The sequence below is a fragment of the Arthrobacter sp. NicSoilB8 genome, assembly GCF_019977355.1.
Taxonomy (GTDB): domain Bacteria; phylum Actinomycetota; class Actinomycetes; order Actinomycetales; family Micrococcaceae; genus Arthrobacter.
The window spans coordinates 2601441-2626847 of sequence record NZ_AP024655.1 but is presented as its reverse complement, the minus strand read 5'-3'; the positions used below and the strand labels follow the sequence as shown (position 1 = coordinate 2626847).

The window sequence follows — 25407 nt, the reverse complement described above, 5'->3', positions numbered from 1 at the left end:
GTGGAATGCAGGAAGGCCCGGTCCTTGGCGGACCGGGCCTTCCTGTTTGGTGCTGACTAGTGGCTCAGCGTCTTCTGCGCATCTGCTGCCTCGACGGCCTCGTGGCCGCCGTGGTGGCCGTGGGCGGCCTCCAGCTCAGCGGGAGTGACCGGTGCGACCCGGTCCTCGAAGAACCAGCGGGAGAGCTTCGCGCGGCGGTTTTCCTTGCGGTCCACGACGCCGTGCTCGTTCGGCACCGCGGGCAGCGGGGCCGGTGACTCGAAGCCGACCAGCTTGTAGCGCTTGTACTCGTCCAGCGGGGCGTGAACCTCGATGAACTCGCCGTGCGGCAGGCGCACGATGCGGCCGGTTTCGCGGCCGTGCAGAGCAATCTCGCGGTCCTTGCGCTGCAGCGCCAGGGCTACGCGCTTGGTCACGATGAAGGCGATGACCGGGCCGATGAAGAACAGTGCGCGCAACCAGTAGGTCACATCGTTCAGGGCCACGTGGAAGTGGGTCGCGATGAGGTCGGAACCTGCGGCTGCCCACATGACGCAGTACCAGACGAAGCCGGCCATGCCGATGGCCGTACGGGTCGGAGCATTGCGGGGACGGTCCAGGACGTGGTGCTCGCGGTTGTCCTTGGTGATCCAGCGTTCGATCCAGGGGTAGGTGAACATGACCGTGAACAGGATGCCCGCCGGGACAAGGGCCGGCAGGAGAACGTTGAAGGTGAAGACGTAGCCGAACCACACCTGCTCGACTTTCCAGTCACCGATCGTGCCCGGCATCAGGCGCAGGGCGCCGTCAACGAAGCCGATGTACCAGTCAGGCTGTGTGCCTGCCGACACCGGTGAGGGGTCGTACGGGCCGTAGTTCCAGATCGGGTTGATGGTGAAGAACGCGGCCATGATGGCAACGACACCGAACACGATGAAGAAGAACCCGCCGGCCTTCGCCGCGTAGACCGGTCCCAGGGGGTAGCCGACGACGTTGCCGTCGTTGCGGCCGGGGCCGGGGTACTGCGTGTGCTTGTGAACAACCACCATGAAGAGGTGCATCACGATCATCAGCAGGATGAGCGCGGGAACCAGGAGGATGTGCAGCATGTACAGGCGGCTGATGATCATGGTGCCCGGGAACTCGCCGCCGAAGAGGAAGAACGAGGTGTACGTGCCGATGACCGGGATGGACTTGATGACGCCGTCGATGATGCGCAGGCCGTTGCCGGAGAGCAGGTCATCGGGGAGCGAGTAGCCGGTGAAGCCTGCGGCCATGGAGAGGATGAGCAGGACACCGCCCACCACCCAGTTCAGTTCGCGGGGCTTGCGGAACGCGCCGGTGAAGAACACCCGGAGCATGTGCACGGAGACCGAGGCGACGAACAGCAGGGCCGACCAGTGGTGCACCTGGCGCATGAACAGACCGCCGCGGACATCAAAGGAGATGTTCAGGGACGAGCTGTACGCCACGGACATTTCAACGTTCTTCAGCGGCGTGTACGAGCCGGCGTAGTGCGTCTCCGCCATGGACGGATCGAAGAAGAACGTCAGGAACGTTCCCGAGAGGAGCAGAATGACGAAGGAATACAGCGCCACTTCACCGAACATGAACGACCAGTGGTCCGGGAAGACCTTCCGGCCGAACTCGCGGAGGATGCCGGAGCCGCCAACACGCTGGTCGACGAAGTCTGTGATGCGGCCGCCCGAAGTCTTGGCGACAAAGACGGGGGCATCAGGCGTTAGGGATGAGGACATGCTGCTCACGCTCCCAGTAGCTCGGTCCGACGGGTTCATGGAAGTCGCTCGTGGCGACCAGGTAGCCCTCGGCGTCGACTGCGATAGGCAGCTGGGGAAGAGGGCGGCTGGCCGGGCCGAAGATAACCTTGCACTGTTGAGTCAGGTCAAAGGTTGACTGGTGGCACGGGCACAGCAGGTGGTGGGTCTGCTGCTCGTACAGGGCAACAGGGCAACCAACGTGGGTACAGATCTTGGAGTACGCGACGATGCCGTTGTACGCCCAATCGGCGCGTTCCGGGGAAGGGTGGAGCTCGCTCGGGTCCAGTCGCATGAGCAGGACAACAGACTTGGCCTTCTCGTTCAGCTTGCCTTCACTCAGTTCGTTCAGCCCTTCCGGGATGACGTGGAAAGCGGAGCCGATGGTTACGTCCGCGGCCTTGATGGGAGTGCCATCGGGGTCGCGGGCAAGGCGCTTCAGCCTGCCGTCCGGAGCCGGAGCCCACAACGTGTGGGCCAGCGTGAAGTCCGGCCGGGGGCCGAGGTCACCGAAGATGGCCAATGCCGGCAGGGGCGCAAGCGCGACCGCGCCAAGCAGGGTGTTGCGGATCAGCGGCCGGCGCTTGATGCCGGTTTCCTCCACAATGTCATCAACGATGCGGACGGCAGCCTGGCGGTCTTCCTCGGTGCGGATCGCGTGGCGCTCTTCCGAGACCTCGTGGTCCGGCATCAGGGCTTTGGCCCAGTGGACGATGCCGGTGCCGATGCCCAGCATCGCGAACGCGGTGCCGATGCCCAGCAAGGCATTCTGGAGACGGATCGTGGCGATCGAGGAATCATTCCCCAGATCGATCGCGAAGTACGACACCAGGAATATCAGGGTGCCAACGACTGAGGTGCCGAACAGAATGGCTACCTGCCGTTCTGCTTTCTTTGCGGCCCTCGGGTCCGTGTCAGCCAGGCGCAAACGGTGCGGGGGAATTCCAGGATCCTGGAACTTCTCCACCTCATTCTGACCACCCTTAGCTACGGTGCCCGAGTGGTTCGGACTGCCGTCACTATGGTTGCCCATGATTCGCCTCATCCTTCTCTCGTCTCGGCAAGTGCCGAGTTAGGTTTCAATTCAAACTGCTGACGGGTCAGCAGAAAATTCTTACAGGTGCAAGGTCCGCTTAGGAGGTGCGGGAGGTTAGCCAGATGGTGAACGCGATGATGACGCCCAAGCCGGCAATCCAGACAAAGAGACCTTCGGAAACCGGTCCCAAAGCTCCAAGATCTGCGCCGCCGGGTGAACCGTTGGCTTCAATCTGCTTCAGGTAGGTGATGATGTCGCGTTTTCCCTCGGGGGAGATGTTCGCGTCACTGAAGACCGGCATGTTCTGCGGGCCGGTGACCATGGCTTCGTAGATGTGCTGGCCGGAGACACCCGCGAGGGCCGGGGCGAACTTGCCCCGGGTGAGTGCACCGCCGGCAGCGGCAGCGTTGTGGCACATGGCGCAGTTGGTGCGGAAGAGCTCTCCACCCTTGGCGGCGTCGCCCTTCTCATCGAGCACACCCGCTTCGGGGATGGCCGGGCCGGGGCCGAGCGAGGCAACGTAAGCAGCCAGCTGCTTGGTCTGTTCCTCGTTGAACTGGGCGGGCTTCTTCTGGGCCTGCGGGCCGTTCATCTGCATGGGCATGCGGCCGGTGCCGACCTGGAAGTCAACAGCAGCGGCGCCGACGCCGACAAGCGACGGTCCGGCCTGCGAGCCACTGGCACCCATGCCGTGGCAGGTGGCGCAGTTGGCGGCGAAGAGCTTGCCGCCTTCCTCTACGTCGCTGGCGCTGTAGGTGGCGGTGTCGGCCTTGGCCTGGTTGACGGTGGTGGCAACGGCGTACAGCCCACCCGTGACCAAGAGGCCCATCAGCAGCAGCGCAATTGCTGCCAGTGGGTGACGTCGCTTCTGCGAGAGTGCCTTCACGTGGTGGTTCCTTTATTCGATCCTGCGGTGGCTCCTGGAGCCGCTTCTTGAAATTCTGCCTCTTGTAGAAAAAGAGTCAAGTCTGGCTACTTGAGGACGTAGATGACCAGGAAGAGGCCAATCCAGACGACGTCCACGAAGTGCCAGTAGTACGAGGTGACAATCGCCGAGGTCGCTTCAAAGTGGCCGAACTTCTTCGCTGCGAAGGAGCGGCCGATGATGAGCAGGAAGGCAATCAGACCGCCGATGACGTGCAGGCCGTGGAAGCCCGTCGTGATGTAGAAGGCGGAGCCGTAGGCGTTGGAGGACAGCGAGACGTGCTCGGAAACGAGCATGGCGTACTCGGTTGCCTGGCCGGCCACGAAGAAGGCACCCATGAGGAACGTGAGGATGAACCATCCGTTCATCCCCCAGCGGGTGAAGCTGAAGACTCCGCCGGTGCGGCGCGGCTGGAGCCGCTCGGCGGCGAAGACGCCCATCTGGCAAGTAAAGGAACTTGCCACGAGGACGATCGTGTTAACGAGCGCAAAGGGGAAGTTGAGCTTGGCTGTCTCTTCCGCCCACATCAGTCCGGAGGTCGAACGGAGTGTGAAGTACATGGCGAAGAGACCGGCGAAGAACATCAACTCACTGGACAGCCACACAACGGTTCCTACAGAAACCATGTTGGGGCGGTTCAGCGTCGGGTGCGCCGGGGTACTGGGGGCATGGGTCGCAGATGTCACATAGACATTATGTCTATAAAAGTCCGTCCTGCCCAACGCAAACCGCGTTTTCGGAGGACTTTTTCTACAAAGACGCGAATTCGCGCGGAAAAGTTCCCGGCGGGGTTCACATTGGTCTTTGCGGGGCCGACCTCGATAGCATCGGGAGGTGACTTCTCAGGCATCTGCACAGGCGGCAGGCAACACCTGGCCGCGGCTCATCAACGCACTTATCGGCGGCGCGGACCTCACCGCCGAAAGCACCGAATGGGCCATGAACTCGATCATGTCGGGGGAGGCCACGCCGGTCCAGGTGGCCGGATTCCTGGTGGCGCTGCGTTCCAAGGGCGAGACCGTTGATGAGGTCGCTGGCCTGGTCGAGGCGATGGTGGCCAACGCCAACCCCATAGACATTGCCGGCGAGAAGCTGGACATCGTCGGCACCGGCGGCGACCAGCAGAACACGGTCAACATCTCCACGATGGCCGCGCTGATCTGTGCCGGCGCCGGCGCAAAGGTGGTCAAGCACGGCAACCGGGCGTCGTCGTCGTCATCGGGATCCGCAGACGTCCTGGAGGCGCTCGGCGTCAGGCTGGACCTTCCTATCGCCCGGGTGGCGCGCAACGCCGAGGAAGCCGGGATCACCTTCTGCTTCGCCCAGGTGTTCCACCCCTCGATGCGGCATGCCGCCGTCGCCCGGCGTGAACTAGGCGTTCCGACGGCGTTCAACTTCCTGGGTCCCATGATCAACCCGGCACACGTCCAGGCGTCGGCCGTGGGTGTCGCCAATGAGCGGATGGCGCCACTGGTGGCCGGCGTGCTGGCCAAGCGCGGGAGCCGCGGCCTCGTGTTCCGCGGCAATGACGGCCTGGACGAGCTGACCACCACCGGTCCGTCGCGGGTGTGGGAGATCCGCAACGGTGAGGTTACCGAAGAGATGTTTGATCCGCGCGGGCTCGGCATCCGGCAGGCGACGCTGGAGGAGCTGCGCGGCGGTGACGCTGCGGCCAATGCCGCCGTCGTCCGTGCAGTCCTCTCCGGCGCGCCGGGGCCTGCCCGCGATGCGGCGCTGCTCAATGCCGCAGCCGGGCTGGTGGCGTTTGATCTCGACGCCGTGGGCCCGCTGGCCGACCGGATGGCGGCCGCGCTGAAGCGGGCCGAGGAGTCCATTGAATCCGGCGCTGCTGCCGCGGTGCTGGACCGGTGGGTCGCGCTGTCGCAGGCCGCCTGAGCCTGCGCCACCCGCAGCCGCCGCAGGAAACCGGCAGCCGCGGAACGTAGACAAAACCCAGACAGGACAAAGGACGGGCCCGGCAGAAATTTGCCGGGCCCGTCCTTTGTCCTGTTACTGCCTCGTGCGGATTACTGCTCAAATCCGAGGGCAAAGGCCGCGTCGAGGTCGTGCTGTGAATACGCACGGAAAGCGATCTGCGTGGTGGTGTGGACGACGCCCGGAACCTTGGAGAGCTTGTCCGCGATGACCTCGGCCAGGTCATCGTGCTTGGCAACGCGGGCGATGGCGATCAGGTCCCATTCGCCGGTCACGGAGTAGACCTCGCTGATGCCCGGGATGGCCGAGATTTCCTCGGCCGTCTCGGGGATGCGTGAAGCGTCTGTCTTAATCAGGACGAATGCGGTGACCACGTGTGAGCCTTTCCGGATCGGTTGCGCCGTTTGCGGGCCTGCCGGCGGCTCCTGCGAGGGTGCTGCCGTTTCCAGCAAGCCTAGTGCATTAGGCCTGCTGGCGGCGGGAACGCAACCGCAGCACGCCGGCAACCGCAAGACGGTAACCGAGGAGGAAGACGCCCAGGCTCAGCAGGGCCACGATGATGAACGGCAGCACCACCGTCTGGCCGGTGACAGCCCGCAGAATCATGCCGACCCCCACTGTTCCGAGCCAGACCGCGACGCCGGCGGGCCACAGCCGCAGGGGGTCATGCCACAGCCGCAACACGAGCCAGGCGAGGGCCGCGCCCACCAGGAACGGCCACGCCGTGGCCAGGACGCCGGTGATGATTTCCCCGCGCTGGTGCGCGTCGCGGCCGATCGCCGCGAAGAGCAGAATCAGGAACGCGTCGGCGCAGGCGGCAAGGGCGGCCGTCCGTGCGGGCCGGAGGCCGGGGTTTGATGCGCCCTGGGCTGACGGGCGGGAGAGGGGAGGGGTTGGAGAAGCCATACGTCCTAGCCTAGCCTCGCCGGGATGCCGGACATCGCCGCCCTGCTGGCCTGCGGCGGCGGGTGATGTCCGGCAGTGCGGACGGCACCACCCCGACTCCGATCGGCGTGGCCCCCGGGCGACGGGATGGACCGCACCTATGATCGTGGGATGAGTAGCGACGCCGTCCCGGAGGCTGTTGTCCCGGTACAGCTGGATCCTCAGCTGGAAGGCCAGTTGAGTATTAACGACATCCTGCTCGAACTCGGCCAGGCCCCGGTGGTGCATCCGTCCCCTGATGCGGCCAGCGAAGTGCACTTCTTCTAGGTCCGCTGCCCGGCTCTTCCAGGTCCGCTGCCCGGGGCCGCCCCGGGGACTGATTGACAACCGCAACCCCCTGCGTAGGCTGGTGGCGATCCGGCAAGTAACCCGGCTGGGCCGCCACTGCTGTTCCAAAGCGCTGCCGCATCACCGGTCCCGCGAAAGGCGAAGGTCATGGGATTTTGGGATTTCATCTGGCTCATGTTTTCGTTCGTCATGTTTGTTGCCTACTTAATGGTGCTGTTCCTTGTCTTCAGGGACATCTTTTCGGACAGCCTGCGCCCCGGGTGGGTCAAGGCCCTGTGGGTCCTGGCCGTTCTCCTGTTCCCGCTCCTCGGTTGCCTGGCCTACATGCTGTTCTACGGGCAGCAAATGACCATCCGACAGTCCGCGCGGCAGGATGTTGCACGGGACGACATGGCTGACTACATCCGGCGGACCGCCAATGCCAACCCCGCGGATCAGATCGCGGCGGCGAAGAAACTCCTCGATGAAGGCACGATCACCGGCGAAGAATTCCAGATGCTCAAGGCCAGGGCGCTGGGCTGACACCGGAGCATTTGAGCCGGGGGCACGGCCCGGGGAGCGAAGGGGCATAGCGCTCCACCGTGCCAAATACAGGCCTTATGGTCCTTACAGGCAGTGGCGGGTGAGGGCTAGTTTTGGCCCCAAGGGAATGCCAGCAGGGCTTCCTCGGAACGAAAGGATGGCTCCCGTGGAGCAATTCTGGAGCGTCATTTGGCTGTTCTTTTGGGGTTTCGCGTTCGTCTCGTATCTTTTCGCATTGTTTGCAGTCATCGGTGACATCTTCCGGGACCGCGAGCTTAACGGCTGGCTCAAGGCAGTGTGGATATTGTTCCTGGTCTTCGTGCCGTTCCTGACAGTTTTGGTCTACCTGATCGCGCGCGGCCGCAGCATGGCGGAACGCCAGGCCAAGAGTGCGCAGCAGGCAGAAGCGGCCACGACCGAGTACATCCGTTCTGTCGCCTCGGCGTCGCCCACCCAGGAGATTGCGAAGGCCAAGGAACTCCTCGACGCCGGCACGCTCACCCAGGGCGAGTTTGAGGCTGTCAAGGCCAAGGCGTTGAGCGGGGCCTGACCGCCCGGCCGCTTCCTTCGAGAATGCGTGTCAGCCAATGAAGAAATGGACCGCCGGCATTATCCTCGGATGCGCGCAGTTCGTCATGGTGCTGGACAGCACCGTGATGAACGTTTCCATTTCAACAGTCGTCAAGGACCTCAATACCACTGTCGCCGCGATGCAGGCGGCCATCACGTTCTACACCCTCACCATGGCCTCCCTGATGTTGCTGGGAGCAAAACTCGGTGATGTGTGGGGACGCCGCCGCGCCTTCGTCATTGGTGCAGTGATTTACGCGTGCGGATCACTCCTGACAGCCCTCAGCCCCAACATCGCGGTGCTCTTCCTCGGGTGGTCCGTGATCGAAGGGGTCGGGGCGGTCCTGGTGATCCCGGCCATCGCGGCCCTCATCGCCAACAACTACCAGGGCCAGGACAGGGTGACGGGGTTCGCGATCATCGGGGCGACGTCGGGCGCCGCCGTGGCCCTGGGCCCGCTCATCGGCGGGTATGTCACAACGTATCTCAGCTGGAGGTATGTGTTCATCGGCGAAGTGGTGGTGATGGCGGCCGTACTCCTCTTCGCGCGGCTTGTGCCCGATGCCAGCCGCCCGCAACGCATCAGGATCGATGGCATCAGCGTCCTGTTCTCGGCGGCAGGCCTGACCCTGATCGTCTTCGCCATGCTCCAAAGCAAGACCTGGGGATGGATTCTGCCCAAGCAATCGCCCGAGATCGGCGGCGTTCCGATCAATCCGCTGGGCCTGTCCCTGGTGCCGTACCTGATACTCGCGGGCGGGTTCCTGGTGTGGGCGTTCTTCGCCCGGCAGGAGGCACTGATCCGGCGGGGGCGCCCGCCGCTGGTCCACGTCTCGATGCTGTCCATCAAACAGCTGCGCTCCGGGCTGTCCGTCCTCGCGGCCCAGTACATGATCACGGCCGGCCTGTTCTTCATGATTCCGGTGTATTTGCAGATGACCCTGGGACTGAATGCCCTCGACACCGGCATCAAGATTCTTCCGCTTTCGATTTCGCTGATCCTGTTCTCGGTTGTCGGCACCCGCCTGACGGCCGTCTGGTCTCCGCGCCGGATCGTTCGGCTTGGACAGCTCGTCCTGGTCGTGAGCAGCTTCGTCCTGCTCGGCTCAGTCTCCCTGGACCTGCGCAGCGTGCTTTTCGCGGCCGGCATGTTCTTCGCGGGAGCGGCCCTCGGGCTGCTGGCATCCCAGATCGGCAACGTCACAATGTCCAGCGTCGGCGTCGAGCGGTCCAGCGAAATCGGCGGGCTCCAGGGGATCTTCCAGAACCTTGGGTCCTCGCTGGGGACGGCCCTGATCGGATCGGTCCTGATCGCTTCGCTCTCGAGCTCCTTTTTGGGCGCTGTGGAAACGAGCGACCTTCCGGGCAACGTCAAGGATCAGGTCGCCGCCGACAGCCAGTCGGGGGTCAACATTGTGCCGGTGTCCACGGTGAACGAGATCGCGACGTCGGCGGGACTGTCGCCCGCGGACGCTGCAACGCTGACTACGCTGTATACCGACTCGCAGGTGTCCTCGCTCCGGGCATCGATGGTGGCCCTGGTGTTTATCAGCTCGCTGTCGCTCTTGTTCTCCAAGAACATTCCCACCGAACTGGTCCGCCGGAAGCCCACGGACGAACCGGAGAGCGATCCCGCACAGTCCGGCGCCGCGTGAGGGACGAAGGCCTTGAACCGGTTTCGGCGGGGCGCGCTGTCGCAGCTAACCTCAACGTCGGCAACGACCGAGCACGGCTGCTTGGCGTGGTCATCCAACTGACCAGCCTCTGCGGCCGGTCTTGGAAATAGGTGGCGTGAATCCCGGTACTACTGGCGGATGGCGGCGTCCGGGGCCCGCGGTGTGGTGATCGGGCCGGCGTGGCGGCGCACGAGTGCCCAGGCGTCGTCTTCAAGGCGGTAAATGCTCGTCGCCCGCAAATCGAAGAGCGACATTTCGGCTGCGCCGCCGACCTTGGCCTGCCAGTGTTCTATGTCCAGGACGCAGGCGAGATCGGAAGTGACGTGGCCACTGAGGGTATCAATACCAGTGACGCGGCCTCCTTTGAACCGTGCCGCCGCGGAATCGAGGGCCGGCGACACGCGATCCCAGCCCACCACTGGAGGCGGAACCGTCCCCTCAGTCCAGGGCAAGCTTCGAAACTTCACCAGATACGCCCGTCCTGGGTAACAGGACCGGTTCGGATGGAATCTTCGGGCAACAGGTCGCTCATTATTTAGATTTAGCTACTAAAGTCTTAATAGTGACGGCGTTGTTCCGACTTCCGGAGGTATCCATGACCGCTTGGCCCCCGCACGGCAGCAAGACCATGCCATGGAAGTCTTCCGGCCGGCCGCCGCGGGAGGACCGGGAATTCGCCGAGGTTGTGGTCGCGCTTCCGCCCATGATCGCGGGGCTCTGGTTCGATCCGGGCCGCGAGACCGTTGTCGCGCTTGAGGAGGCCGCTGTTGCCATTGCGTCCCTCGACGTCACGGCCGGCACCCGGATGACCGCCATCAGCGGGTTTCTCCTCCGCAGCGAGGCCGTCTCCTCCTCCAAGATCGAGCATGTCGACGCCAACCGTGACGACTACGCCCGGGCCATGATAGGCCTCAAGGCCAGCGATGAGGCCCGCTCCATGGTGGCTGCGGCAGACGCCGTGCAAGGGATGATCGACGACGCCGGGCGGACAGGCGAAATCCGGCTGGAGGCCATGCTGGCAGCCCATCGCACCCTCATGAAGGACGACCCGATGGACGGTCCGCATGCCGGCAGGCTCAGGGACGTGCAGAACTGGATCGGCGGCAGCGATCATTCGCCGCGGGGTGCCATTCACGTTCCGCCCCCTCCGGAGCTCTTGCCGGACCTGATAGAGGATCTGATGGTCTTCTGCAACCGCCGCGACCTCCCCATCATGGCGCAGGCGGCGATCGCGCACGCCCACTTCGAATCCATCCATCCGTTCACCGACGGTAACGGCCGGATCGGGCGGGCCTTAATCGGTGCGATCTCGCGGCGTCGCGGGCTCACGCGGAACACGGTCACACCGATCGCGTCGGCGATGGTCGCCGACGTCGAGAGGTATTTCAGCCTGCTCAACAACTACCGGTCCGGGGTTGCCGACCCGTTCGTGCTGTACCTGGCCCGGTCGGCGGTCCGTGCCGCGGACGCAGCCCGGGAATCAGTGGCCGCACTCGATGCCCTGCCGGCCATGTGGCTGGAGCTTGCCAGGCCCCGCAGGGGATCGGCGGATGAGAAGATCATTCCGTGGCTGCTGGAGCGGCCCGTGTTCGAGGCCCACAGCGCCGCCCACGCTGCCGGCGTCGCCGAAAGTTCCGTCTATGCCGCGCTGGAGCGGCTCACCAGCGCCGGGGTCATCACCGCGGTAACCCAGTCAAAGCGCAGCCGTGCCTGGGCGGCGACTGAAGTCCTCGACGAGGTGGACCGGCTCAACAGCCGGCTGGCGGAACAGGGCCTTGATCCTCACGCGGCGTGAGGATTTACCGTGGTTCACATGAAAGAGGCGAGCGGTGCCGCAGGTCCATGGAGTATTGGCGAACTCGCCGCGGCATGTGGCGTCACGGTCCGGACGCTCCATCATTACGACGAGATCGGATTGCTGTCAGCCAGCCGGCGGACGGCTTCCGGCCACCGCCGCTATGACGGTCGGGACGTGCGGAGGCTGTACCGGATCCGGGCGCTCCAGATGCTCGGGCTCCCGTTGGCGGAGATCGCCGCCGCGCTGGCGGCACCGGTTGATGACCTGGCTTCCCTGCGCACTCTCCTGGAAGGACAACTGCGGCACGTGCGCCGCCAAGCCGAGCAGGTCCAGTCTGTTGAGGACCGGATTCGGGACCTGCTCTCCCGCATTGACGCGGCCGCCATGCCGGACACCGAACAATTCATGTCAACGTTGGAGATGATCACCGTGCTGGAAAACCACTTCACGCCGGAACAGCGTCAGGAACTGGCCGAGCGAAGGGCCGAACTCGGCGCCGAGGGGATCGACGCCGCCAAGAACCGGTGGGCCGCATTGGTTGAGGAAGGTCTCAGGCACGCCGGGGACGGAACGCCAGTATCAGATCCCTCCGTGAGGGACTGGGCCAGGGCGTGGGACGAGCTCGGATCCATGTTCCACTCCGGCGAACAAACCAAGGCCGCCGCCCGCGCCATGTGGCAGGACAACAGCGCTGCACTCAGCGCCGATCTGCCGTGGACTGCAGAGCAGCTGGTCGGCCTCATGGCCTACCTGCAAGAGATTAGGACGCAGCGCTGACCGCTGAGTCGGGCTCCACGGTTCCAGGATCGGGAAGCGGGCGCTGCACTTAGCGGATTGCCTCTTCGCGGGGCGCCTCGCCGTCGGGGCTTAGGTTCAGGCGGGTGGTGTGGAGGAGCGCGCCGAGCAGGGACCGGGCGTCAGCGAGCAGGACGCTCACCTCGGGGCTGGCCAGTTCATAGAAAAGCCGCCCTTCGCGTCGCGAAGGGACAATGAGGCGCTGGCGGCGGAGCAAGCTCAAATGCTGGGAGAGATTCGAAGGCTCAAGGCCCGTGTAATCGCGGAGCCTGCTCACGGCAACAGGTCCGTCGGCGAGCACTTCAAGAAGTTGGATTCGTGCCGGGTGGCCCATGGATTTGAAAAGTTCGGCCTTCACATCGGCGAGGACCAGGCCTCCGGGAAGTTCATCCGTCACTGGATCTCCCTCCTTCGCGTTCAAATTTTCTGAGCCGTGCGTCTGCGCGGAACCCGCAGATGGGACTCTGCCGCGTGCGAGACAGAAAAGTCTGTCTCGCACGCGCCAAGATTCGTCCTACCGCACCTACATCGTAGCGCCGGACCGCTGTCGTGTCGCCGCCGGTGGCGGAGCCGGGGCCACCCCTTGCGCGGACGCGAAGCGTAGTTCAGACTTTCATAAATTCATCAATTCGTTCCGGGCTTCTGCGGATGACCGGCATCGTGGGGTGGATTCAGGCTGTTCCCGGTGACAACGGCGTCACCGGGAGCGGGTCCCGGCTCTTAGGAGGTTCAATGACCGGCATCTTCGAATTGTTCACCGTTTTCCATGGTTCCCGCCGATGCCGGCTGTCTGGCCCGGACGGAACGACGGCGGCCCTGGGGCCGGGCAGCTAGCGATGTCCATGACCGAATTAAGGGCGCTGCAAACGTATTCCAGTGCGCTGGTCAGCGAGGACGTCCTGGCGGGGACCTTCCGCTTCGATGTGACGTCCGGGGAGCTGCAGTGGTCCGAGGAGACCTACCAAATCCACGGCTACCGCCGGGGGGAGGTTGTGCCTACCATGGGCCTTCTGATGTCCCACATCCATGCCGATGACCGGAAGCGTTGCCGGGAAAACTTTGAGGACGCGTGCCGGGCTGGCGGGTTCTTTGCCAGCTACCACCGTCTCTTCGACGCACGCAGGCGGGAACGGCGGGTCCTAACGGCGGGGGAGGGCGTTCCCGATGCCGGTGGGAAGCCGCTGTTCATCGACGGATTCATCCTCGACCTCACCAGGACGGTTCAGCTGGAGACTGACCGGTCCGCACGTGAGGCCATCGCCGGAGCCATTGGCACGCGGGGCCTTATTGAACAGGCCAAGGGCATTCTGATGGGAATCCTTCACATCGGTTCCGACGCCGCTTTTGAGCGGCTTTCCGTCTACAGCCAGCACCACAACCTCAAGCTCGCGCACACGGCCTCCGCGATCGTCCGGCTGGCCAACAACACGCACGACGCTGCCACTCTCCGAAACCTCGTCCACGCCCTCGACACCCGATTCTCGGCACGCCGGGACGCCGACCGCGTCTTTCACCCGTAGAAACCGCCCAGGGAGTCCCCGGGGGTCCGGCGCCGGACCGGCCGGCCATGCCGGGGCATTTTTGCCCCAAAGGCGCTGTCACACTCGACGACAGACCAGTCTGTCCGCCCGTGGCGGTGTAAAATCTGAGCCACCATGACTGTCTCCGACGCCGACGGGCCCACGCTGTTGCCCGCCACGGTCATGGCCGGCCGCGAGGACCCCGTGGACCGAATCCTCGCCACCGCCTATGAGTTATTCTCCAGGCGCGGCATCCGCGACGTCGGCGTCAACGAGCTGATCAGTAGCTCGGGAGTCTCCAAGGCAACTTTCTACCGGCATTTCCCGGCCAAGGACTCCCTGGTGCTGGCCTTCCTGGAGTTGCGGGACCAGGTGTGGACCGTGGATCTCATCGTCGCCGAGGCCAGGCGGCGCGGCAACACCGCCGAGGAACAGTTGCTGGCCGTATTTGACGTGTTCGGGGACTGGTTCCAGCGCGAGGACTTCGAAGCGTGTTCGTTCATCAATGTCCTGCTGGAGATGGGGCCGGGACACCCTCTGGGGCAGGCCAGCATCGGTTACCTCAGCCGTATCAGGGGCCACATCGAAGCCCTGGCCAAGGAGGCCGGACTGGACCGCCCGGAGGAGTTTGCACGATCCTGGCACATCCTGATGAAAGGCTCCATCATCTCGGCCACGGAGGGGGACGCCCTGGCTTCCCGGCGTGCCCAGCAGATGGCACGCTGGCTCATCGAGCATCACCGGAACCTGTAGTCTCGGCAGCGGTCAATTTCTGCGGCCGTGCCCGTTGTGACAATGTGATGGGTCCCCGCCTGTCCTTCCGCATTCCAGTGCAGTTGGATAGGCTGGCGCTTTTAGGGGATGGACATCATGGAGTGGCTACTTCTCGTCGTTGGTGGACTGGTCCTTATTGCCGCGTCGATCTGGCGCGACGTTTCGAGGAAGTCGGCACGGCCCCCCGCAGCTTCTGACCAGGAGTCCGAGCGCCAGCTCCGTGATTTCCACCGCGCTCAGACTCTGGGCCACTCCCACTTTGTGGGCCTCGACAACACGGGCCACCGCCGGTAGCTCCCGGACTTTGCAGCAAGGGCAGCCACTCGGGGACACGCCCGGGATGCTTGGAACCGCACAAGGCAATGTTCAGCCCGCCCGAAGCCGACCCCCGGGACTGAACCTGAGCCGATTGAGATCGCCGGGTGGCGGTCACGGCCTTTGGCCGGCGCCGGGGGCGTGAGGACTCGTCCCGCGCCTCGTTGTGCGGGGTGCCGGGGCTCGGCGCCTCAAACGCCTGGGCCCACTCGTCAACGCTCAGCCAGCGGTCGACGTACGGCGTTTCGACCTCCACCGCCTGGGCAGGGGGCTCCTCGTAGAACCTGACGGCTGGTTTGATCGCCTTCACCATGTCGGCGGACGACTTCAAGAGGGCCACATCCGGAACTTCCTCGATGGCTGCGCTGGCCCCCTCGGGGACGAGATCCCGCAGGGTGTAGGTCTGTACTCCTTCCTCTCCGAGGCTGGGGAAGACGTCGGCAACGTAGGTCAGGTAGCGCCGGTGCGGACCAATGACCAGTACGCCGCTCTTGCCCTGGGCGCCACGGTGACCCACCCGGGGGTCGGAGTGGAGGAAGCAGGCGGAGCGGTGCAGGGCGACGGCGGTTTTCCCGGTCCCCGGTTCCCGGTTCCCGGTCCCCGGACCGCCGTCGACGTCGAGGGCACCGCGGGATGGCGCGCGGATGGCGACTGTCTGCTTGAGGCTCCCTGATGCGTTGGTCATGAGCGGCGGAGTCCGCCGGGGCTTCCAAGCTGCTGGCCTGTGTTGCTCCGCGAACAGGCGGAGCGCTTTTTGGCTCTCTTTCACCCGCATTGGGTGAAGACTGCCCCCACTGGAAGCGTTAGCTTGGAGAGCATGTGATTGACCAGCCTCTATCGCTAGTGAGACCTCACTAAAGGCTCCCGCCATCTAGCGGACGGCCAGCGGAAGGAGAAGGCATGCTCAACAATTGCCATGGGCGCAACGAACCCGTTCCCTCGGTCTCCTCGGGGTGCGGCCGGCTGGGCAAGTCGCCCCGATCTAGAAGGCGGGCATTTGCAGTGGCCCGGATCCTCACAGGCGCGGCGGGCTGACGGGAATGAGTGAGCCTGGCGCCCCGCCGCCCAGTATCGATCCGGCCGTCGTGATTCGTTCCAAGCCGTACATCGCTGCGCTCGTGCTGGCAGCGGTTCTAGGGGTTCCGATCTCGATCATTGCGTACGGTTTTCTTGCTTTGGTCGCGGCGGTCCAGCGGTTCGTCTTCGCCGGACTGCCGAATCTGGTCTTTGGGGGCCCGGCTCCTGCGTGGTGGCCGGTTCCCTGGCTGGTGCTGTGTGGGCTGTTGACGGCGTTGACCATCAGCTACCTGCCGGGAACCGGGGGGCACTCACCCGCTCTTGGATTCAAGACGGGCGGCGGTCCGCCCAGCGGCCGGGAGCTTGTAGGCATCATTCTCGCGGCGCTGACCACGCTCAGCCTGGGTGCGGTGCTCGGGCCGGAGGCGCCACTGATCGCGATCGGTGGCGGCCTCGGGGCGTTGGCGGTGCACCTGGTGAAGAAGGATGCTCCGCCGATGGCCCTGACGATCATGGCGTCGGCCGGCAGCTTCGCAGCGATCAGTACCCTCCTCGGGTCTCCCGTGCTCGGTGCATTCCTGATCATGGAGGCCGCGGGGATCGGGGGAATGACGCTGAGTCTGGTTGCCCTGCCCGGACTGATTGCCTCTGGCGTCGGGGCGCTGGTGTTCGTCGGCTTGGACGGCTGGACCGGGTTGGGCAGTTTCTCGCTGGCGCTGCCCGTGGTGCCGCCCGCCGTGCCGCCGACGGTGGCGATGTTGGGCTGGGCGGTCATCATGGGCGCGGCCGGCGCGCTGTTGGGATGGTTGATCCGCTGGGTCGCGCTGTCGCTTCGTCCGATCGTGCATCTGAACCGGGTGTTGGTGACGTCTGCGCTCGGCCTGCTGATCGGTCTTACCGCGATGGCTTACCAGTTGATCTCGGGGCGCAGCTTCTCGCAGGTGCTGTTTTCGGGGCAGGACGCCCTACCGGAACTGGTCGAACACGCCGCGGACTACTCGCTTCCAGTGCTGGTCCTGCTGATCGCTTGTAAGACCGTCGTCTACGGGCTCTCGCTGAGCGCATTTCGTGGCGGGCCGGTCTTCCCCTCGATGTTCATTGGTGCGGCCCTCGGTGTTGCTGCGAGTTGGTTGCCCGGAATGAATCTCGCGGCAGCGATCGGCATGGGCATGGGAGCCATGTGCGCCGCTATGCTGCGGCTGCCGCTGACGTCGACGCTGCTGGCCACGCTGCTGCTGGGAGTGGACGGTGTGGCCGTAACACCCCAGGTGGTGGTGGCCGTGGCGGTGGCCTTCGTGATCACCATTGTCCTCCCGGTCCCGGGCCCGAGGGCGCCCGGGGCACCTGAGGATGCCGGCAAGGTCCAGCATCGGGCACCCTCGAGGACCGACCATGCACAATAAGATCTCGATCGGGGGCCGTTCAACCGTACGGGACCGGTGGATCGCCTGTTTGTTCATCATCGGCTCGAGCCTGTTCGCCTTGGGGGCGGTGCCGTTGTACTCCGAGGCTGTGGGATTGCGCTGGTGTGCAGTCACATTCTTCGTAGGTTCACTGTTCTTCACCTGTGCGGCCTTCCTGCAGTACCGCGAAGCCGTCGATGCCCTCCCGGCCGTGGGTGCCACGCGGCGCCATTCGTTTTGGGTATGGGCGCCGCGGAATCTCGCCTGGCTCGCTGGCGGCATTCAACTTGCCGGGACCCTGTGGTTCAACTGGAGTACGGGAAACGCGGTGCGGGACAATCTCAGCGCGGCGCTGACCGACCAGCGGGTGTGGCGACCCGACGCCCTGGGTTCAATCGCCTTCCTCATTGCAAGCGGTGTGGCGTTGCGGGATGCCGGTCGCCTCGCCATTGGCGGCCGCCCCAGGCCCCGGGTGTGGAAGATCGGCGTGATCAACGTGGCCGGCTCTGTTGCGTTCGGCATCTCGGCCGTCGCGGCCTTTGTTATACCGTCGAGCGGCGATGTCTGGAACGCCGAGTTGTCCAATCTCGGCACCCTCGTGGGAGCCCTCTGCTTCCTTACCGGCGCGATTCTGATGCTCAGTCCGGAATCCACCGACACCTCGGTTCCTGCAGACCGGGAAACTCATTCGTAACCCCTTTTCAACAGTCTCCGAAGGAGAAGTGATGTCTGAAAATTCCCTGCCGGCGGATGCCGACGTGGCGCTGTTCGGCAATCGATTCATCACCCAGGAGGTTCCGAGCCGGGAGTTCCCGGAGACCGGCATTCCTGCACAGGACGCTTTGCGGCTGGTGTCGGAGGACCTGGCGCTGGAGGGTGATCCGGCCCGGAACCTTGCAACCTTCGTGACGACATGGATGGAGCCGCAGGCCCAGCAGATCATCGCCGCAAACCTGCACCGCAATTTCATCGACCACGCCGAATATCCCCGCACGGCCGAGATCGAGCAGCGTTGCATTCGGATGCTGGCCGACCTCTTCCACGCGCCCGGCGAGACGACGGGCGCCCGAACCCAGGGATCGTCCGAGGCGATCATGCTCGGCGGTCTGTCACTGAAGTGGAACTGGCGCAAGCGTCGCGAGGCCGCCGGCGCGTCGACGTCGAACCCGAACCTGGTGTTCGGCGGCGATGTGCATGTCGTGTGGGAGAAGTTCTGCCGCTACTTCGATGTCGAGCCGCGGATTGTGCCGCTGCAGCCGGGGAAGTACACGATCGGCCCGGACGACGTCAAGGCCCATGTCGATGAGAACACCATCGGTGTCGCAGCCGTACTGGGTACAACGTTCACCGGGCACAAGGACGACATCGTCGGTATCAACAACCTGCTGGTAGGGATCAAGCGCGAGCGGGGCCTCGATGTGCCGTTGCACGTGGACGGGGCCAGCGGGGGGTTCGTGTGGCCCTTCCTCTATCCGGACTCGGAGTGGGACTTCCGCCTCGAGCAGGTCCGTTCGATCAATGTCTCCGGGCACAAGTTCGGCCTGGTCTATCCCGGCATCGGCTGGCTGATCTTCCGTGAGAAGGCGGACCTCGCCAAGGATCTCGTCTTCGAGGAGAACTACCTCGGCAAGACCGACTCGACCTTCACCCTGAACTTCTCCACCGGCTCGTCGATGGTTCTCGCCCAGTACTATAACTTCGTGCGCTATGGCCGCGCCGGTTACACGTACATCATGCAGAACATGCAGACTAATGCCCGCGTCCTCGCTGAGAAGCTGGACGCCATGGGCCGCTTCGAGATCATCGGCGCCGCCGAGGAGCAACTTCCCCTGGTGGCGTTCCGGCTCGCCTCCGACCCCGGGTACGACGAGTTTGACATTGCCTGGCAACTCTCGGCCGAGCGCGGCTGGATGGTGCCGGCATATACACTGCCGCCGAACGCCCAGGACGTGACGATCATGCGCGCCCTGGTCAAGGAAACATTGAGCCGTGAGCACGTCGACACGCTCGCCCGCGACATCGAAGAGGCGTGCTCCACGCTGGCGAAGAAGGGCGGCGCGCACGAATCCGAACGAAACAAGATCATCATCGGACCCGGCCACTGACCCAGAGCACGGTCACGCACCGGACCTCGAAAGACTCGCCAAGATGCGCTGAACGCTTGAAAGCGGGTCGGTCCGCGTTCGGTGGTGCAAGGATGATCTAATGACGCCGGGCACGGATCCACTTTTGCAGGGACCCCGAGGGCGCCGTTTGTGTTTCGAGCTGGCAATGCAGCTGGATCCGGATATCAGGACTGCCGGATTCCGGCTGGCGTACGAGCTCGAAAGCGGGAAGGGGACCTCGAGGTTCCGGCGCCGCTGCCGAATAATCCGCGACAAAGACTGGCCGAGTGGGGCCGCAAGGAGCGCGCCGGGGAAGAACGGGCCGCGCGCGAATTCCCACGCGACCCTCGTGCCAACGTCTCCGGAACATGGTGGTCGATCCCGCACGGACTGGTCCACACCGTTGGGCAAGTCGCGGCCGCGCTGAGTCTCGTGGAAGATTCCCTGGGGTCGGCCTGATGTTGCCCGGGATCCCGCCAGCTCGCCGCTCGACCCGGCCGGCGCCAAGTGAACGCGCAGCCTGTGACAAGGCAGGCGCCGGCCGGCTATCGGCTTCGGGTCGCCGGGCGGCTCGACCAGCACTGGTCCGCCTGGTTCGGCGACTTCACCGTGATCCACGAAAGCGACGGCACAACAAGCCTCAGCGGCGTGGTCCCTGACCAGTCGGCGCTGCATGGGCTGCTCATGAAGGTCCGGGACCTTGGCCTTACCCTGATCTCCGTGCAGGCCATCGAGGCAGCCGGGAAGGGCGGGCGGCGGCAGGAAGGGTGAGGTGCCACCGCAGGGTTTCGGCCGGTTGCCGCCTCAGTCCTGGTGCGACTTCGCGCGGACATGCATCCGCTCGCCCTGTCCTCCGAACACACTCAGGATCTCCGCTGCCTGGTCACCGGCGCTGCCAAACCAGTGCGGGACCCGGGTGTCGAACTCTGCCACCTCCCCCGGACCGAGGACCAGATCGTGGTCCCCGAGGAGCAGGCGCAGGCGGCCCGCGAGGACATACAGCCATTCGTAGCCCTCATGGGTCTTCAGCTCCGGGACAACCTTCGCGGCAGGGATGACAATCTTCCAGGCCTGCAGGCCCCCGGGGTGCCGGGTCAGCGGCACCACCGTCCTCCCGTTGGCCCGCCGGGGTTTCAGGCGGATGCGGGGATCCCCGACCTCAGGAGCGCCCACCAGCTCATCCAGCGGCACGTGGTAGGCCTGCGCAAGCGGGAGGAGCAGCTCCAGGCTGGGGCGCCGCTGTCCCGATTCCAGCCGCGACAGCGTGCTTTTCGAGATTCCGGTTGCGTCCGCGAGGCCGGTCAGGGTCACACCGCGCTGCATCCGCAGCCGTCTCAGCCGGGCCCCGACCTGGTCAAGGGCGGCCGCGATCACCGTTGTTGCGTCATCCATACCCCCATCCAACGCCGATTTCCCAGAAACAGCAACGTTTGTTGGCAAAACAGGGACATCGGGGAAGCCTTGAAGACATGAGCAAATATGACGTAGTGGTAATCGGCGGCGGGGCGGCCGGGCTGTCAGCGGCACTGTTGTTGTCACGGGCCCGGCGCACAGTTCTCGTGGTGGACTCCGGGACACCGCGCAACGGTCCGGCCGGGCACATGCAAGGCTTCCTGTCGCGGGACGGGCTGCCCCCCGGTGAGCTGCTGGCCGCCGGACGCAGGGAGGTGAAAGGTTACGGAGGCGAGTTCCTCGATACCTCCGTCACGGACATTGTGCGATGCGGCACCGCCGGGTTCTGGGTGCTGACAGCCGACGGTCAGCGCGTCCTGGCGCGGCGGCTCCTCGTGGCCACCGGACTGCGCGATGAACTGCCCGACATCCCGGGTCTTGCGGACCGGTGGGCACGCGACGTCCTGCACTGTCCCTACTGCCACGGCTACGAGGTGCGGGACATGCAGCTCGGCGTCCTGGGCGGCGCTCCCGACACTGTCCGCTATGCACAAATCGTCCGCCAGTGGGCCAGCGACGTCGTGTTCTTCGCCCCACCCGGAATGCTGACAGCCGTTCAACGCTCGGAACTGGTCGCCCGCGCCATCGGAATCGTCGAGGGAACGGTGCAGCGGATCCTGGTCGAGGAGGACCACCTGCGCGGTGTCGAGATGGCAGACGGCCGCACCATCCGCCGCGCCGCGCTGTTCGTGCCGCCTCGTTTCGTCCCCAACAACCGCCTCCTCCTCGGTCTCGGCTGCGATGTCGACGAGGCCGGGTGGCCCGCGAAGGACAGCACGGGCCAGACCAGCGTTCGCGGCCTCTGGGTGGCCGGCAACCTGGCCAACCCGCGGGCCCAGGTGATCACCGCCGCCGGCGAGGGCTCCGCGGCCGCCATCGCCATCAATGCCGACCTCGTCGACGGCGACGTCGGGGACGCTGTCCGGGCCTTCAACCTGGGCTTCTGACCCTCACCGCGGGAGCGATTGCCGTGATCTTCAGCCATCCACCACTTACTCAAGGAATGCACATGTCCAAGGAATCCACCGCACCGCAGGCCGCCAAGGCCGCACCCCCGAACAAGCATCAGCTGGCGCTCATGATCTGGCTGGCCGTGTTCCCCACCCTCACGGTCATCAACCTTGCCTTTGGCGACTGGCTGGGGATGCTGCCCCCGCTCCTGCGCACCTTCGTGCTCGCCACCGTCGCGGTCCCGATTGTCATCTACGGCATCATGCCCCAGCTGCACCGGCTCCGCGGCCGCCTGCTGATCCGCGCCGCCCGAAGGTAGCCCCGCCGGGAACGCAACATTCGGCACCGGCGCCGGAAATGTTCTCAAGCCGGGGACGACGACGGCGGGACGGCCGCCCCGTCATGCGCCGCCGTCGGGCGTCACCGTCATGTCACAGTGACGTCTTTGACTTCACAGTGACTTCACGCCGACTTCACAGTGCGGGTCCGCCCGGGTGTGGATGCGTCCGCAGATAACCCCGTGAGTCTGCCCTGTTACGGGCTGCTTCCGGATGCGACGGCGTGCGTCGAAATTGCCGTCCGTGGCGGTTTTCGTCGCCGGGTTACGCGCGGTTTAGTTGGGTGTCGCTGGCCCTGCCGGCGCGGATTCAACTCTGTTCTGATGGTGGACACGGTCCGGCAGCCCCGGTCCGCACCCTCGAATCCAGAAAGAATCCGCTATGAAAAACCGAACCATACCCGCAGGACTTTTCTCCGCCTTGGGCATGGCTGCCGCCGTGGCGGTCTCGCTGGTGGTGTCCGGTTGCGGCGGCCCTGCGAGCGCCCAGTCCCCGGCGGGAAACACCGCTGGGACGCCCGAGGTCACAGAGCTCCGCTATGAGGGCTCAGCCAACAGCGTCACTTTGCCCGAACTCGCCGAGGACCTCGGCTACCTCGGCAGCGTGAAGCTGAACTGGGTGGGCAACACCATCAGCGGGCCGGCGAGCATCCAATCCGCCGCAACGGGGGCCACCGACTTTGGCGGCGCCTTCTCGGGCGCCGTGGTGAAGCTCATCGAAGCCGGCGCCCCGGTCACCGCCGTGATCAACTACTACGGCGAGGACGACAAGACGTTCAACGGCTTCTACGTCACCCAGGACAGCCCGATCCGTACGCCACGGGATCTGATCGGCAAGAAGATCGCCGTCAACACCCTGGGTGCCCATTCAGACGCCGTGATCAACAGCTACCTGAAGAGAAACGGACTGACCCAGGAGGACATCAAGCAGGTACAGCTCGTCGTCGTTCCCCCCAACGACACCGAGGAAGCCATCCGCCGCGGACAGGTTGACGTCGGGGCCCTCGGCGGAGTGCTACAGGATAACGCTGTCGCCAAGGGCGGCCTGCGGTCCCTGTTCAACGACTACGAACTCTTCGGAACCTTCGCCGGAGGCCAGCTGGTCCTGCGGAAGGACTTCATCGAGAAGAACCCCGAGACCACGAGGATCTTCACCACCGGGGTGGCCAAGGCCATCGAATGGGAACGCAGCACCCCGCGCGAAGAGGTGATCGCGCGGTTTACGAACATCATCAACAAGCGCCAGCGCTCCGAAAGTACCGCGACCCTGAAGTACTGGAAGAGCGTTGGGGTCCCGTCCAAGGGCGCCATCAGCGACGAGGACTTCAGCAGGTGGACCGACTGGCTCAAGGACACCGGCATCGTCACTGGCGATATCACCGCGTCCAAGTACTACACGAACGACTTCAACGGCCTCCTGAAGGGGGCGGCGTCATGACGGGCGGCACCGGTGCGACGCCGAAAATCAGCCTGCGGAACGTCGGGAAGCAGTTCACTGTCCGGCCCGGCAGGGACCAGCCCGAGGGATCAACCCTGACGGCGCTGGAGGGCATCACCCTGGACGTTGCCGCGGGTGAGTTCATCACCCTGGTCGGTCCGAGCGGGTCCGGCAAGACCACCCTCCTGGATCTTCTGGCCGGGCTGACCCGGCCGGACACCGGCCAGGTGCTCGTGGACGGCAAGGAGGTGACCGGTCCCGGCCGCGACCGCGCCGTCGTGTTCCAGCAGTACGCCCTCTTCCCGTGGCGCACCGCAGCCGCCAACGTCGCCTTCGGCCTCGAGGGACCCGGCAGCGACGGCCGCCGTCTGGGCCGCAAGGAGCGGGCGGACAAGGCCCGGGACTATCTGGACCTGGTCGGTCTGTCCGGCTTCGAGGACCGGTACCCGCATGAGCTTTCCGGCGGGATGAAGCAGCGCGTGGCGATCGCCCGGAGCCTCGCGTACGAGCCGGACATCCTGCTCATGGACGAGCCGTTCGCGGCGCTGGATGCCCAGACCCGCGAACAGCTCCAAGAGGAACTCCTGCGTATCTGGCGGTCCACCGGCAAGACCATCATCTTCATCACCCACGGCATCGATGAGGCCGTGTACCTGGGCCAGCGCGTGGCGGTCCTGAGCTCCCGCCCGGGCCGGCTCAAGCAGATCGTCGACATTGAGCTGGGGGAGCGGGGCGGTGAAGGGGATGTCCGGTCCGGCCCCGCCTTCGTCGAACACCGGCACAAGGTCTGGTCGCTGCTGCACGACGAGGTCCGGAAAGCCCAGGAAGCCGGGCACGCGAAAATCCGGCCGGACGGTTCAGCCCCGGACGAGGCAGGCCAGCTCAGCAAGGGCCAGCTCACTAAAAGAAGGGCAGCCTGATGACCACACCAACTCTGACCACAGAAGCGCCCGCACCTGCCGCCGCTGCCCCCTTTCCGGCGGACACCGGACGGGCCGTGCAGCCCTTAGCGGCCAGACCCCTGGCCTCGCTGGTCCAAACCGGCGCCCGCAAGGCAGGGCGGGGCATCTGGGCGTCGGGCGCCATCGTGCTGTTCCTGCTGTTGTGGGAATTCGGGCCCACCTACCTCGCCTCGGCCTCGACCCGGGTGTTCCTTCCGCCGCTGCACGAGGTCCTGCGGGCCCTGGGCTGGCTGATCGCCAAGGGCCAGCTGCAGAACCATCTGGCGGCCAGCCTGACCCGCTCCGCCAGCGGCTTCGGCATCGCCGTCGTGACCGCCGTCGCTCTTGGCCTGCTGGTCGCCTGGTACCGGTCCCTGGACCGGTTCCTGAACCCGCTGCTGGAGGTCTTCCGGAACACGGCCGCCCTGGCCCTGCTGCCGGTCTTCACACTCCTGCTGGGGATCGGGGAGACGTCCAAGATCAGCATCGTGGCCTACGCCGCGTTCTTCCCCGTGCTGCTGAACACCATCGCCGGCGTCAGGACCGTTGATCCGCTGCTCGTCCGTGCCGCCCGCTCGCTGGGGCTCTCGAACTTCCGGCTGTTCCAGAAGGTCATCTTGCCCTCGGCGGTGCCGACCATCTTCACGGGAATCCGGATGGCGGGAACGTCCTCGATCCTGGTGCTGATCGCCGCGGAAATGGTCGGCGCCAAGGCGGGCCTCGGATACCTGATCGTCAACGCCCAGTCCAGTTTCCTGATTCCGGACATGTACGCCGGGATCCTGACCGTCTCGCTGCTCGGCCTGCTGGTCAACTACCTGCTGGTCGCCGTCGAACGGCACTTCTCCCGGTGGCGGACCGCCGTCGGGTCCCAATCTTCCTGACGCATTTGAACTAACCCAGTTGAACC

At 65.2% G+C, this 25407-nt stretch carries 29 protein-coding genes; 20 read left to right on the top strand and 9 right to left on the bottom strand.

Translation table 11 applies throughout. The annotated features are described in order from the left end of the window. Positions 1 to 56: 56 nt before the first annotated feature. The 4 genes from LDO15_RS11810 to LDO15_RS11795 all read right to left on the bottom strand — a co-directional run bounded on the left by LDO15_RS11810 (position 57) and on the right by LDO15_RS11795 (position 4320). Positions 57 to 1736 carry a ubiquinol-cytochrome c reductase cytochrome b subunit gene (locus LDO15_RS11810; protein ID WP_223979026.1) on the bottom strand — a complete coding sequence of 560 codons (1680 nt, stop codon included), beginning with the start codon at positions 1734 to 1736 and terminating at the stop codon, positions 57 to 59. Then, positions 1714 to 2787 (bottom strand): Rieske 2Fe-2S domain-containing protein, encoded by a 1074-nt coding sequence (locus LDO15_RS11805; protein ID WP_223979025.1) that lies wholly within the window; start codon positions 2785 to 2787, stop codon positions 1714 to 1716. Before LDO15_RS11805 ends, LDO15_RS11810 begins: the two co-directional genes overlap by 23 nt. A 100-nt stretch (positions 2788 to 2887) precedes the next feature. Further along, positions 2888 to 3676 carry a c-type cytochrome gene (locus LDO15_RS11800; protein WP_223979024.1) on the bottom strand — a complete coding sequence of 263 codons (789 nt, stop codon included), beginning with the start codon at positions 3674 to 3676 and terminating at the stop codon, positions 2888 to 2890. An 86-nt stretch (positions 3677 to 3762) separates the two neighbouring features. Next, positions 3763 to 4320, bottom strand: coding sequence for a heme-copper oxidase subunit III (locus tag LDO15_RS11795; protein ID WP_263428392.1), 558 nt, complete (start codon positions 4318 to 4320; stop codon positions 3763 to 3765). A gap of 229 nt (positions 4321 to 4549) precedes the next feature. On the opposite strand from LDO15_RS11795, the gene trpD reads away from it, so the two are divergent. Further along, positions 4550 to 5611, top strand: a complete 1062-nt coding sequence (trpD, locus tag LDO15_RS11790) for an anthranilate phosphoribosyltransferase (RefSeq protein ID WP_223979022.1) — start codon at positions 4550 to 4552, stop codon at positions 5609 to 5611. Positions 5612 to 5742: 131 nt separating this feature from the next. On the opposite strand, the gene LDO15_RS11785 is transcribed toward trpD, so the two are convergent. Continuing rightward, the gene (locus tag LDO15_RS11785) at positions 5743 to 6024 is read right to left on the bottom strand and encodes an Lrp/AsnC ligand binding domain-containing protein (RefSeq protein ID WP_223979021.1); all 282 of its coding nucleotides are present in this window, start codon (positions 6022 to 6024) and stop codon (positions 5743 to 5745) included. A gap of 88 nt (positions 6025 to 6112) precedes the next feature. Next, positions 6113 to 6556, bottom strand: coding sequence for a DUF3054 domain-containing protein (locus LDO15_RS11780; protein WP_223979020.1), 444 nt, complete (start codon positions 6554 to 6556; stop codon positions 6113 to 6115). Positions 6557 to 6706: 150 nt separating this feature from the next. Here LDO15_RS11780 and LDO15_RS11775 point away from each other — a divergent pair, with 150 nt between their 5' ends. From LDO15_RS11775 to LDO15_RS11760, 4 genes are all read left to right on the top strand, one after another. Continuing rightward, on the top strand, positions 6707 to 6862 hold the full coding sequence (locus LDO15_RS11775) for a hypothetical protein (RefSeq protein ID WP_223979019.1): 156 nt from the start codon (positions 6707 to 6709) through the stop codon (positions 6860 to 6862). Between the two features lie 168 nt (positions 6863 to 7030). Then, a complete protein-coding gene (locus LDO15_RS11770) occupies positions 7031 to 7405 on the top strand; it encodes a PLDc N-terminal domain-containing protein (protein WP_223979017.1) in 375 nt (124 codons plus the stop codon). Between the two features lie 157 nt (positions 7406 to 7562). Continuing rightward, complete coding sequence (locus LDO15_RS11765) at positions 7563 to 7955, top strand: SHOCT domain-containing protein (RefSeq protein WP_223979015.1); 393 nt, start codon at positions 7563 to 7565, stop codon at positions 7953 to 7955. Between the two features lie 37 nt (positions 7956 to 7992). Beyond that, positions 7993 to 9630 carry an MFS transporter gene (locus LDO15_RS11760; RefSeq protein WP_223979014.1) on the top strand — a complete coding sequence of 546 codons (1638 nt, stop codon included), beginning with the start codon at positions 7993 to 7995 and terminating at the stop codon, positions 9628 to 9630. 149 nt (positions 9631 to 9779) lie between these two features. On the opposite strand, the gene LDO15_RS11755 is transcribed toward LDO15_RS11760, so the two are convergent. Further along, on the bottom strand, positions 9780 to 10070 hold the full coding sequence (locus LDO15_RS11755; RefSeq protein WP_223979012.1) for a hypothetical protein: 291 nt from the start codon (positions 10068 to 10070) through the stop codon (positions 9780 to 9782). A 176-nt stretch (positions 10071 to 10246) separates the two neighbouring features. Between LDO15_RS11755 and LDO15_RS11750 the strand changes: the two genes are divergently transcribed. Then, positions 10247 to 11446 carry a Fic family protein gene (locus tag LDO15_RS11750; RefSeq protein WP_223979010.1) on the top strand — a complete coding sequence of 400 codons (1200 nt, stop codon included), beginning with the start codon at positions 10247 to 10249 and terminating at the stop codon, positions 11444 to 11446. Positions 11447 to 11464: 18 nt separating this feature from the next. Next, complete coding sequence (locus tag LDO15_RS11745) at positions 11465 to 12226, top strand: MerR family transcriptional regulator (RefSeq protein ID WP_223987302.1); 762 nt, start codon at positions 11465 to 11467, stop codon at positions 12224 to 12226. A 49-nt stretch (positions 12227 to 12275) separates the two neighbouring features. Here LDO15_RS11745 and LDO15_RS11740 read toward each other — a convergent pair whose 3' ends face one another. After that, the gene (locus tag LDO15_RS11740) at positions 12276 to 12641 is read right to left on the bottom strand and encodes a metalloregulator ArsR/SmtB family transcription factor (RefSeq protein WP_223979008.1); all 366 of its coding nucleotides are present in this window, start codon (positions 12639 to 12641) and stop codon (positions 12276 to 12278) included. 445 nt (positions 12642 to 13086) lie between these two features. Here LDO15_RS11740 and LDO15_RS11735 point away from each other — a divergent pair, with 445 nt between their 5' ends. From LDO15_RS11735 to LDO15_RS11700, 8 genes are all read left to right on the top strand, one after another. After that, positions 13087 to 13764 carry a PAS and ANTAR domain-containing protein gene (locus tag LDO15_RS11735; RefSeq protein ID WP_223979006.1) on the top strand — a complete coding sequence of 226 codons (678 nt, stop codon included), beginning with the start codon at positions 13087 to 13089 and terminating at the stop codon, positions 13762 to 13764. A gap of 135 nt (positions 13765 to 13899) precedes the next feature. Next, positions 13900 to 14517, top strand: coding sequence for a TetR/AcrR family transcriptional regulator (locus LDO15_RS11730; RefSeq protein ID WP_223979004.1), 618 nt, complete (start codon positions 13900 to 13902; stop codon positions 14515 to 14517). 117 nt (positions 14518 to 14634) lie between these two features. Continuing rightward, positions 14635 to 14832 (top strand): hypothetical protein, encoded by a 198-nt coding sequence (locus tag LDO15_RS11725; RefSeq protein ID WP_223987700.1) that lies wholly within the window; start codon positions 14635 to 14637, stop codon positions 14830 to 14832. A 484-nt stretch (positions 14833 to 15316) separates the two neighbouring features. After that, positions 15317 to 15526 (top strand): hypothetical protein, encoded by a 210-nt coding sequence (locus LDO15_RS23530; RefSeq protein WP_346655954.1) that lies wholly within the window; start codon positions 15317 to 15319, stop codon positions 15524 to 15526. 367 nt (positions 15527 to 15893) lie between these two features. Beyond that, positions 15894 to 17273, top strand: coding sequence for a chloride channel protein (locus tag LDO15_RS11715; protein ID WP_223979003.1), 1380 nt, complete (start codon positions 15894 to 15896; stop codon positions 17271 to 17273). A 49-nt stretch (positions 17274 to 17322) separates the two neighbouring features. After that, positions 17323 to 17967, top strand: a complete 645-nt coding sequence (locus tag LDO15_RS11710; protein ID WP_223979002.1) for a hypothetical protein — start codon at positions 17323 to 17325, stop codon at positions 17965 to 17967. Between the two features lie 31 nt (positions 17968 to 17998). Next, on the top strand, positions 17999 to 19378 hold the full coding sequence (locus LDO15_RS11705) for a glutamate decarboxylase (RefSeq protein ID WP_223979001.1): 1380 nt from the start codon (positions 17999 to 18001) through the stop codon (positions 19376 to 19378). Positions 19379 to 19900: 522 nt separating this feature from the next. Continuing rightward, positions 19901 to 20149 (top strand): hypothetical protein, encoded by a 249-nt coding sequence (locus tag LDO15_RS11700; protein WP_223979000.1) that lies wholly within the window; start codon positions 19901 to 19903, stop codon positions 20147 to 20149. 33 nt (positions 20150 to 20182) lie between these two features. On the opposite strand, the gene LDO15_RS11695 is transcribed toward LDO15_RS11700, so the two are convergent. Then, positions 20183 to 20770: an XRE family transcriptional regulator gene (locus tag LDO15_RS11695; protein ID WP_223978999.1), complete on the bottom strand. Its 588-nt coding sequence runs from the start codon at positions 20768 to 20770 to the stop codon at positions 20183 to 20185. Between the two features lie 77 nt (positions 20771 to 20847). Here LDO15_RS11695 and LDO15_RS11690 point away from each other — a divergent pair, with 77 nt between their 5' ends. From LDO15_RS11690 to LDO15_RS11670, 5 genes are all read left to right on the top strand, one after another. Next, the gene (locus LDO15_RS11690) at positions 20848 to 21777 is read left to right on the top strand and encodes an NAD(P)/FAD-dependent oxidoreductase (protein WP_223978998.1); all 930 of its coding nucleotides are present in this window, start codon (positions 20848 to 20850) and stop codon (positions 21775 to 21777) included. 62 nt (positions 21778 to 21839) lie between these two features. Continuing rightward, on the top strand, positions 21840 to 22100 hold the full coding sequence (locus LDO15_RS11685) for a hypothetical protein (protein WP_223978997.1): 261 nt from the start codon (positions 21840 to 21842) through the stop codon (positions 22098 to 22100). A gap of 400 nt (positions 22101 to 22500) precedes the next feature. Continuing rightward, positions 22501 to 23556 (top strand): ABC transporter substrate-binding protein, encoded by a 1056-nt coding sequence (locus LDO15_RS11680; protein ID WP_223978996.1) that lies wholly within the window; start codon positions 22501 to 22503, stop codon positions 23554 to 23556. Then, positions 23553 to 24476: an ABC transporter ATP-binding protein gene (locus LDO15_RS11675; protein ID WP_223978995.1), complete on the top strand. Its 924-nt coding sequence runs from the start codon at positions 23553 to 23555 to the stop codon at positions 24474 to 24476. The genes LDO15_RS11680 and LDO15_RS11675 overlap by 4 nt, the downstream gene beginning before the upstream one ends. After that, positions 24476 to 25381 (top strand): ABC transporter permease, encoded by a 906-nt coding sequence (locus LDO15_RS11670; protein ID WP_223978994.1) that lies wholly within the window; start codon positions 24476 to 24478, stop codon positions 25379 to 25381. The genes LDO15_RS11675 and LDO15_RS11670 overlap by 1 nt, the downstream gene beginning before the upstream one ends. Positions 25382 to 25407: the final 26 nt, after the last annotated feature.

Bases quoted from the DNA above. Each gene is read 5' to 3' on its own strand.
- LDO15_RS11715 (WP_223979003.1), top strand. From the start codon at position 15,894: ATGAGTGAGCCTGGCGCCCCGCCGCCCAGTATCGATCCGGCCGTCGTG.
- LDO15_RS11750 (WP_223979010.1), top strand. From the start codon at position 10,247: ATGACCGCTTGGCCCCCGCACGGCAGCAAGACCATGCCATGGAAGTCT.
- LDO15_RS11765 (WP_223979015.1), top strand. From the start codon at position 7,563: ATGGCTCCCGTGGAGCAATTCTGGAGCGTCATTTGGCTGTTCTTTTGG.
- LDO15_RS11685 (WP_223978997.1), top strand. From the start codon at position 21,840: ATGTCCAAGGAATCCACCGCACCGCAGGCCGCCAAGGCCGCACCCCCG.
- LDO15_RS11760 (WP_223979014.1), top strand. From the start codon at position 7,993: ATGAAGAAATGGACCGCCGGCATTATCCTCGGATGCGCGCAGTTCGTC.
- LDO15_RS11745 (WP_223987302.1), top strand. From the start codon at position 11,465: ATGAAAGAGGCGAGCGGTGCCGCAGGTCCATGGAGTATTGGCGAACTC.
- LDO15_RS11695 (WP_223978999.1), bottom strand. From the start codon at position 20,770: ATGGATGACGCAACAACGGTGATCGCGGCCGCCCTTGACCAGGTCGGG.
- LDO15_RS11705 (WP_223979001.1), top strand. From the start codon at position 17,999: ATGTCTGAAAATTCCCTGCCGGCGGATGCCGACGTGGCGCTGTTCGGC.
- LDO15_RS11690 (WP_223978998.1), top strand. From the start codon at position 20,848: ATGAGCAAATATGACGTAGTGGTAATCGGCGGCGGGGCGGCCGGGCTG.
- LDO15_RS11680 (WP_223978996.1), top strand. From the start codon at position 22,501: ATGAAAAACCGAACCATACCCGCAGGACTTTTCTCCGCCTTGGGCATG.
- LDO15_RS11675 (WP_223978995.1), top strand. From the start codon at position 23,553: ATGACGGGCGGCACCGGTGCGACGCCGAAAATCAGCCTGCGGAACGTC.
- LDO15_RS11735 (WP_223979006.1), top strand. From the start codon at position 13,087: ATGACCGAATTAAGGGCGCTGCAAACGTATTCCAGTGCGCTGGTCAGC.
- LDO15_RS11775 (WP_223979019.1), top strand. From the start codon at position 6,707: ATGAGTAGCGACGCCGTCCCGGAGGCTGTTGTCCCGGTACAGCTGGAT.
- LDO15_RS11730 (WP_223979004.1), top strand. From the start codon at position 13,900: ATGACTGTCTCCGACGCCGACGGGCCCACGCTGTTGCCCGCCACGGTC.
- LDO15_RS11805 (WP_223979025.1), bottom strand. From the start codon at position 2,787: ATGGGCAACCATAGTGACGGCAGTCCGAACCACTCGGGCACCGTAGCT.
- LDO15_RS11725 (WP_223987700.1), top strand. From the start codon at position 14,635: ATGGAGTGGCTACTTCTCGTCGTTGGTGGACTGGTCCTTATTGCCGCG.
- LDO15_RS11810 (WP_223979026.1), bottom strand. From the start codon at position 1,736: ATGTCCTCATCCCTAACGCCTGATGCCCCCGTCTTTGTCGCCAAGACT.
- LDO15_RS11670 (WP_223978994.1), top strand. From the start codon at position 24,476: ATGACCACACCAACTCTGACCACAGAAGCGCCCGCACCTGCCGCCGCT.
- LDO15_RS11780 (WP_223979020.1), bottom strand. From the start codon at position 6,556: ATGGCTTCTCCAACCCCTCCCCTCTCCCGCCCGTCAGCCCAGGGCGCA.
- LDO15_RS11770 (WP_223979017.1), top strand. From the start codon at position 7,031: ATGGGATTTTGGGATTTCATCTGGCTCATGTTTTCGTTCGTCATGTTT.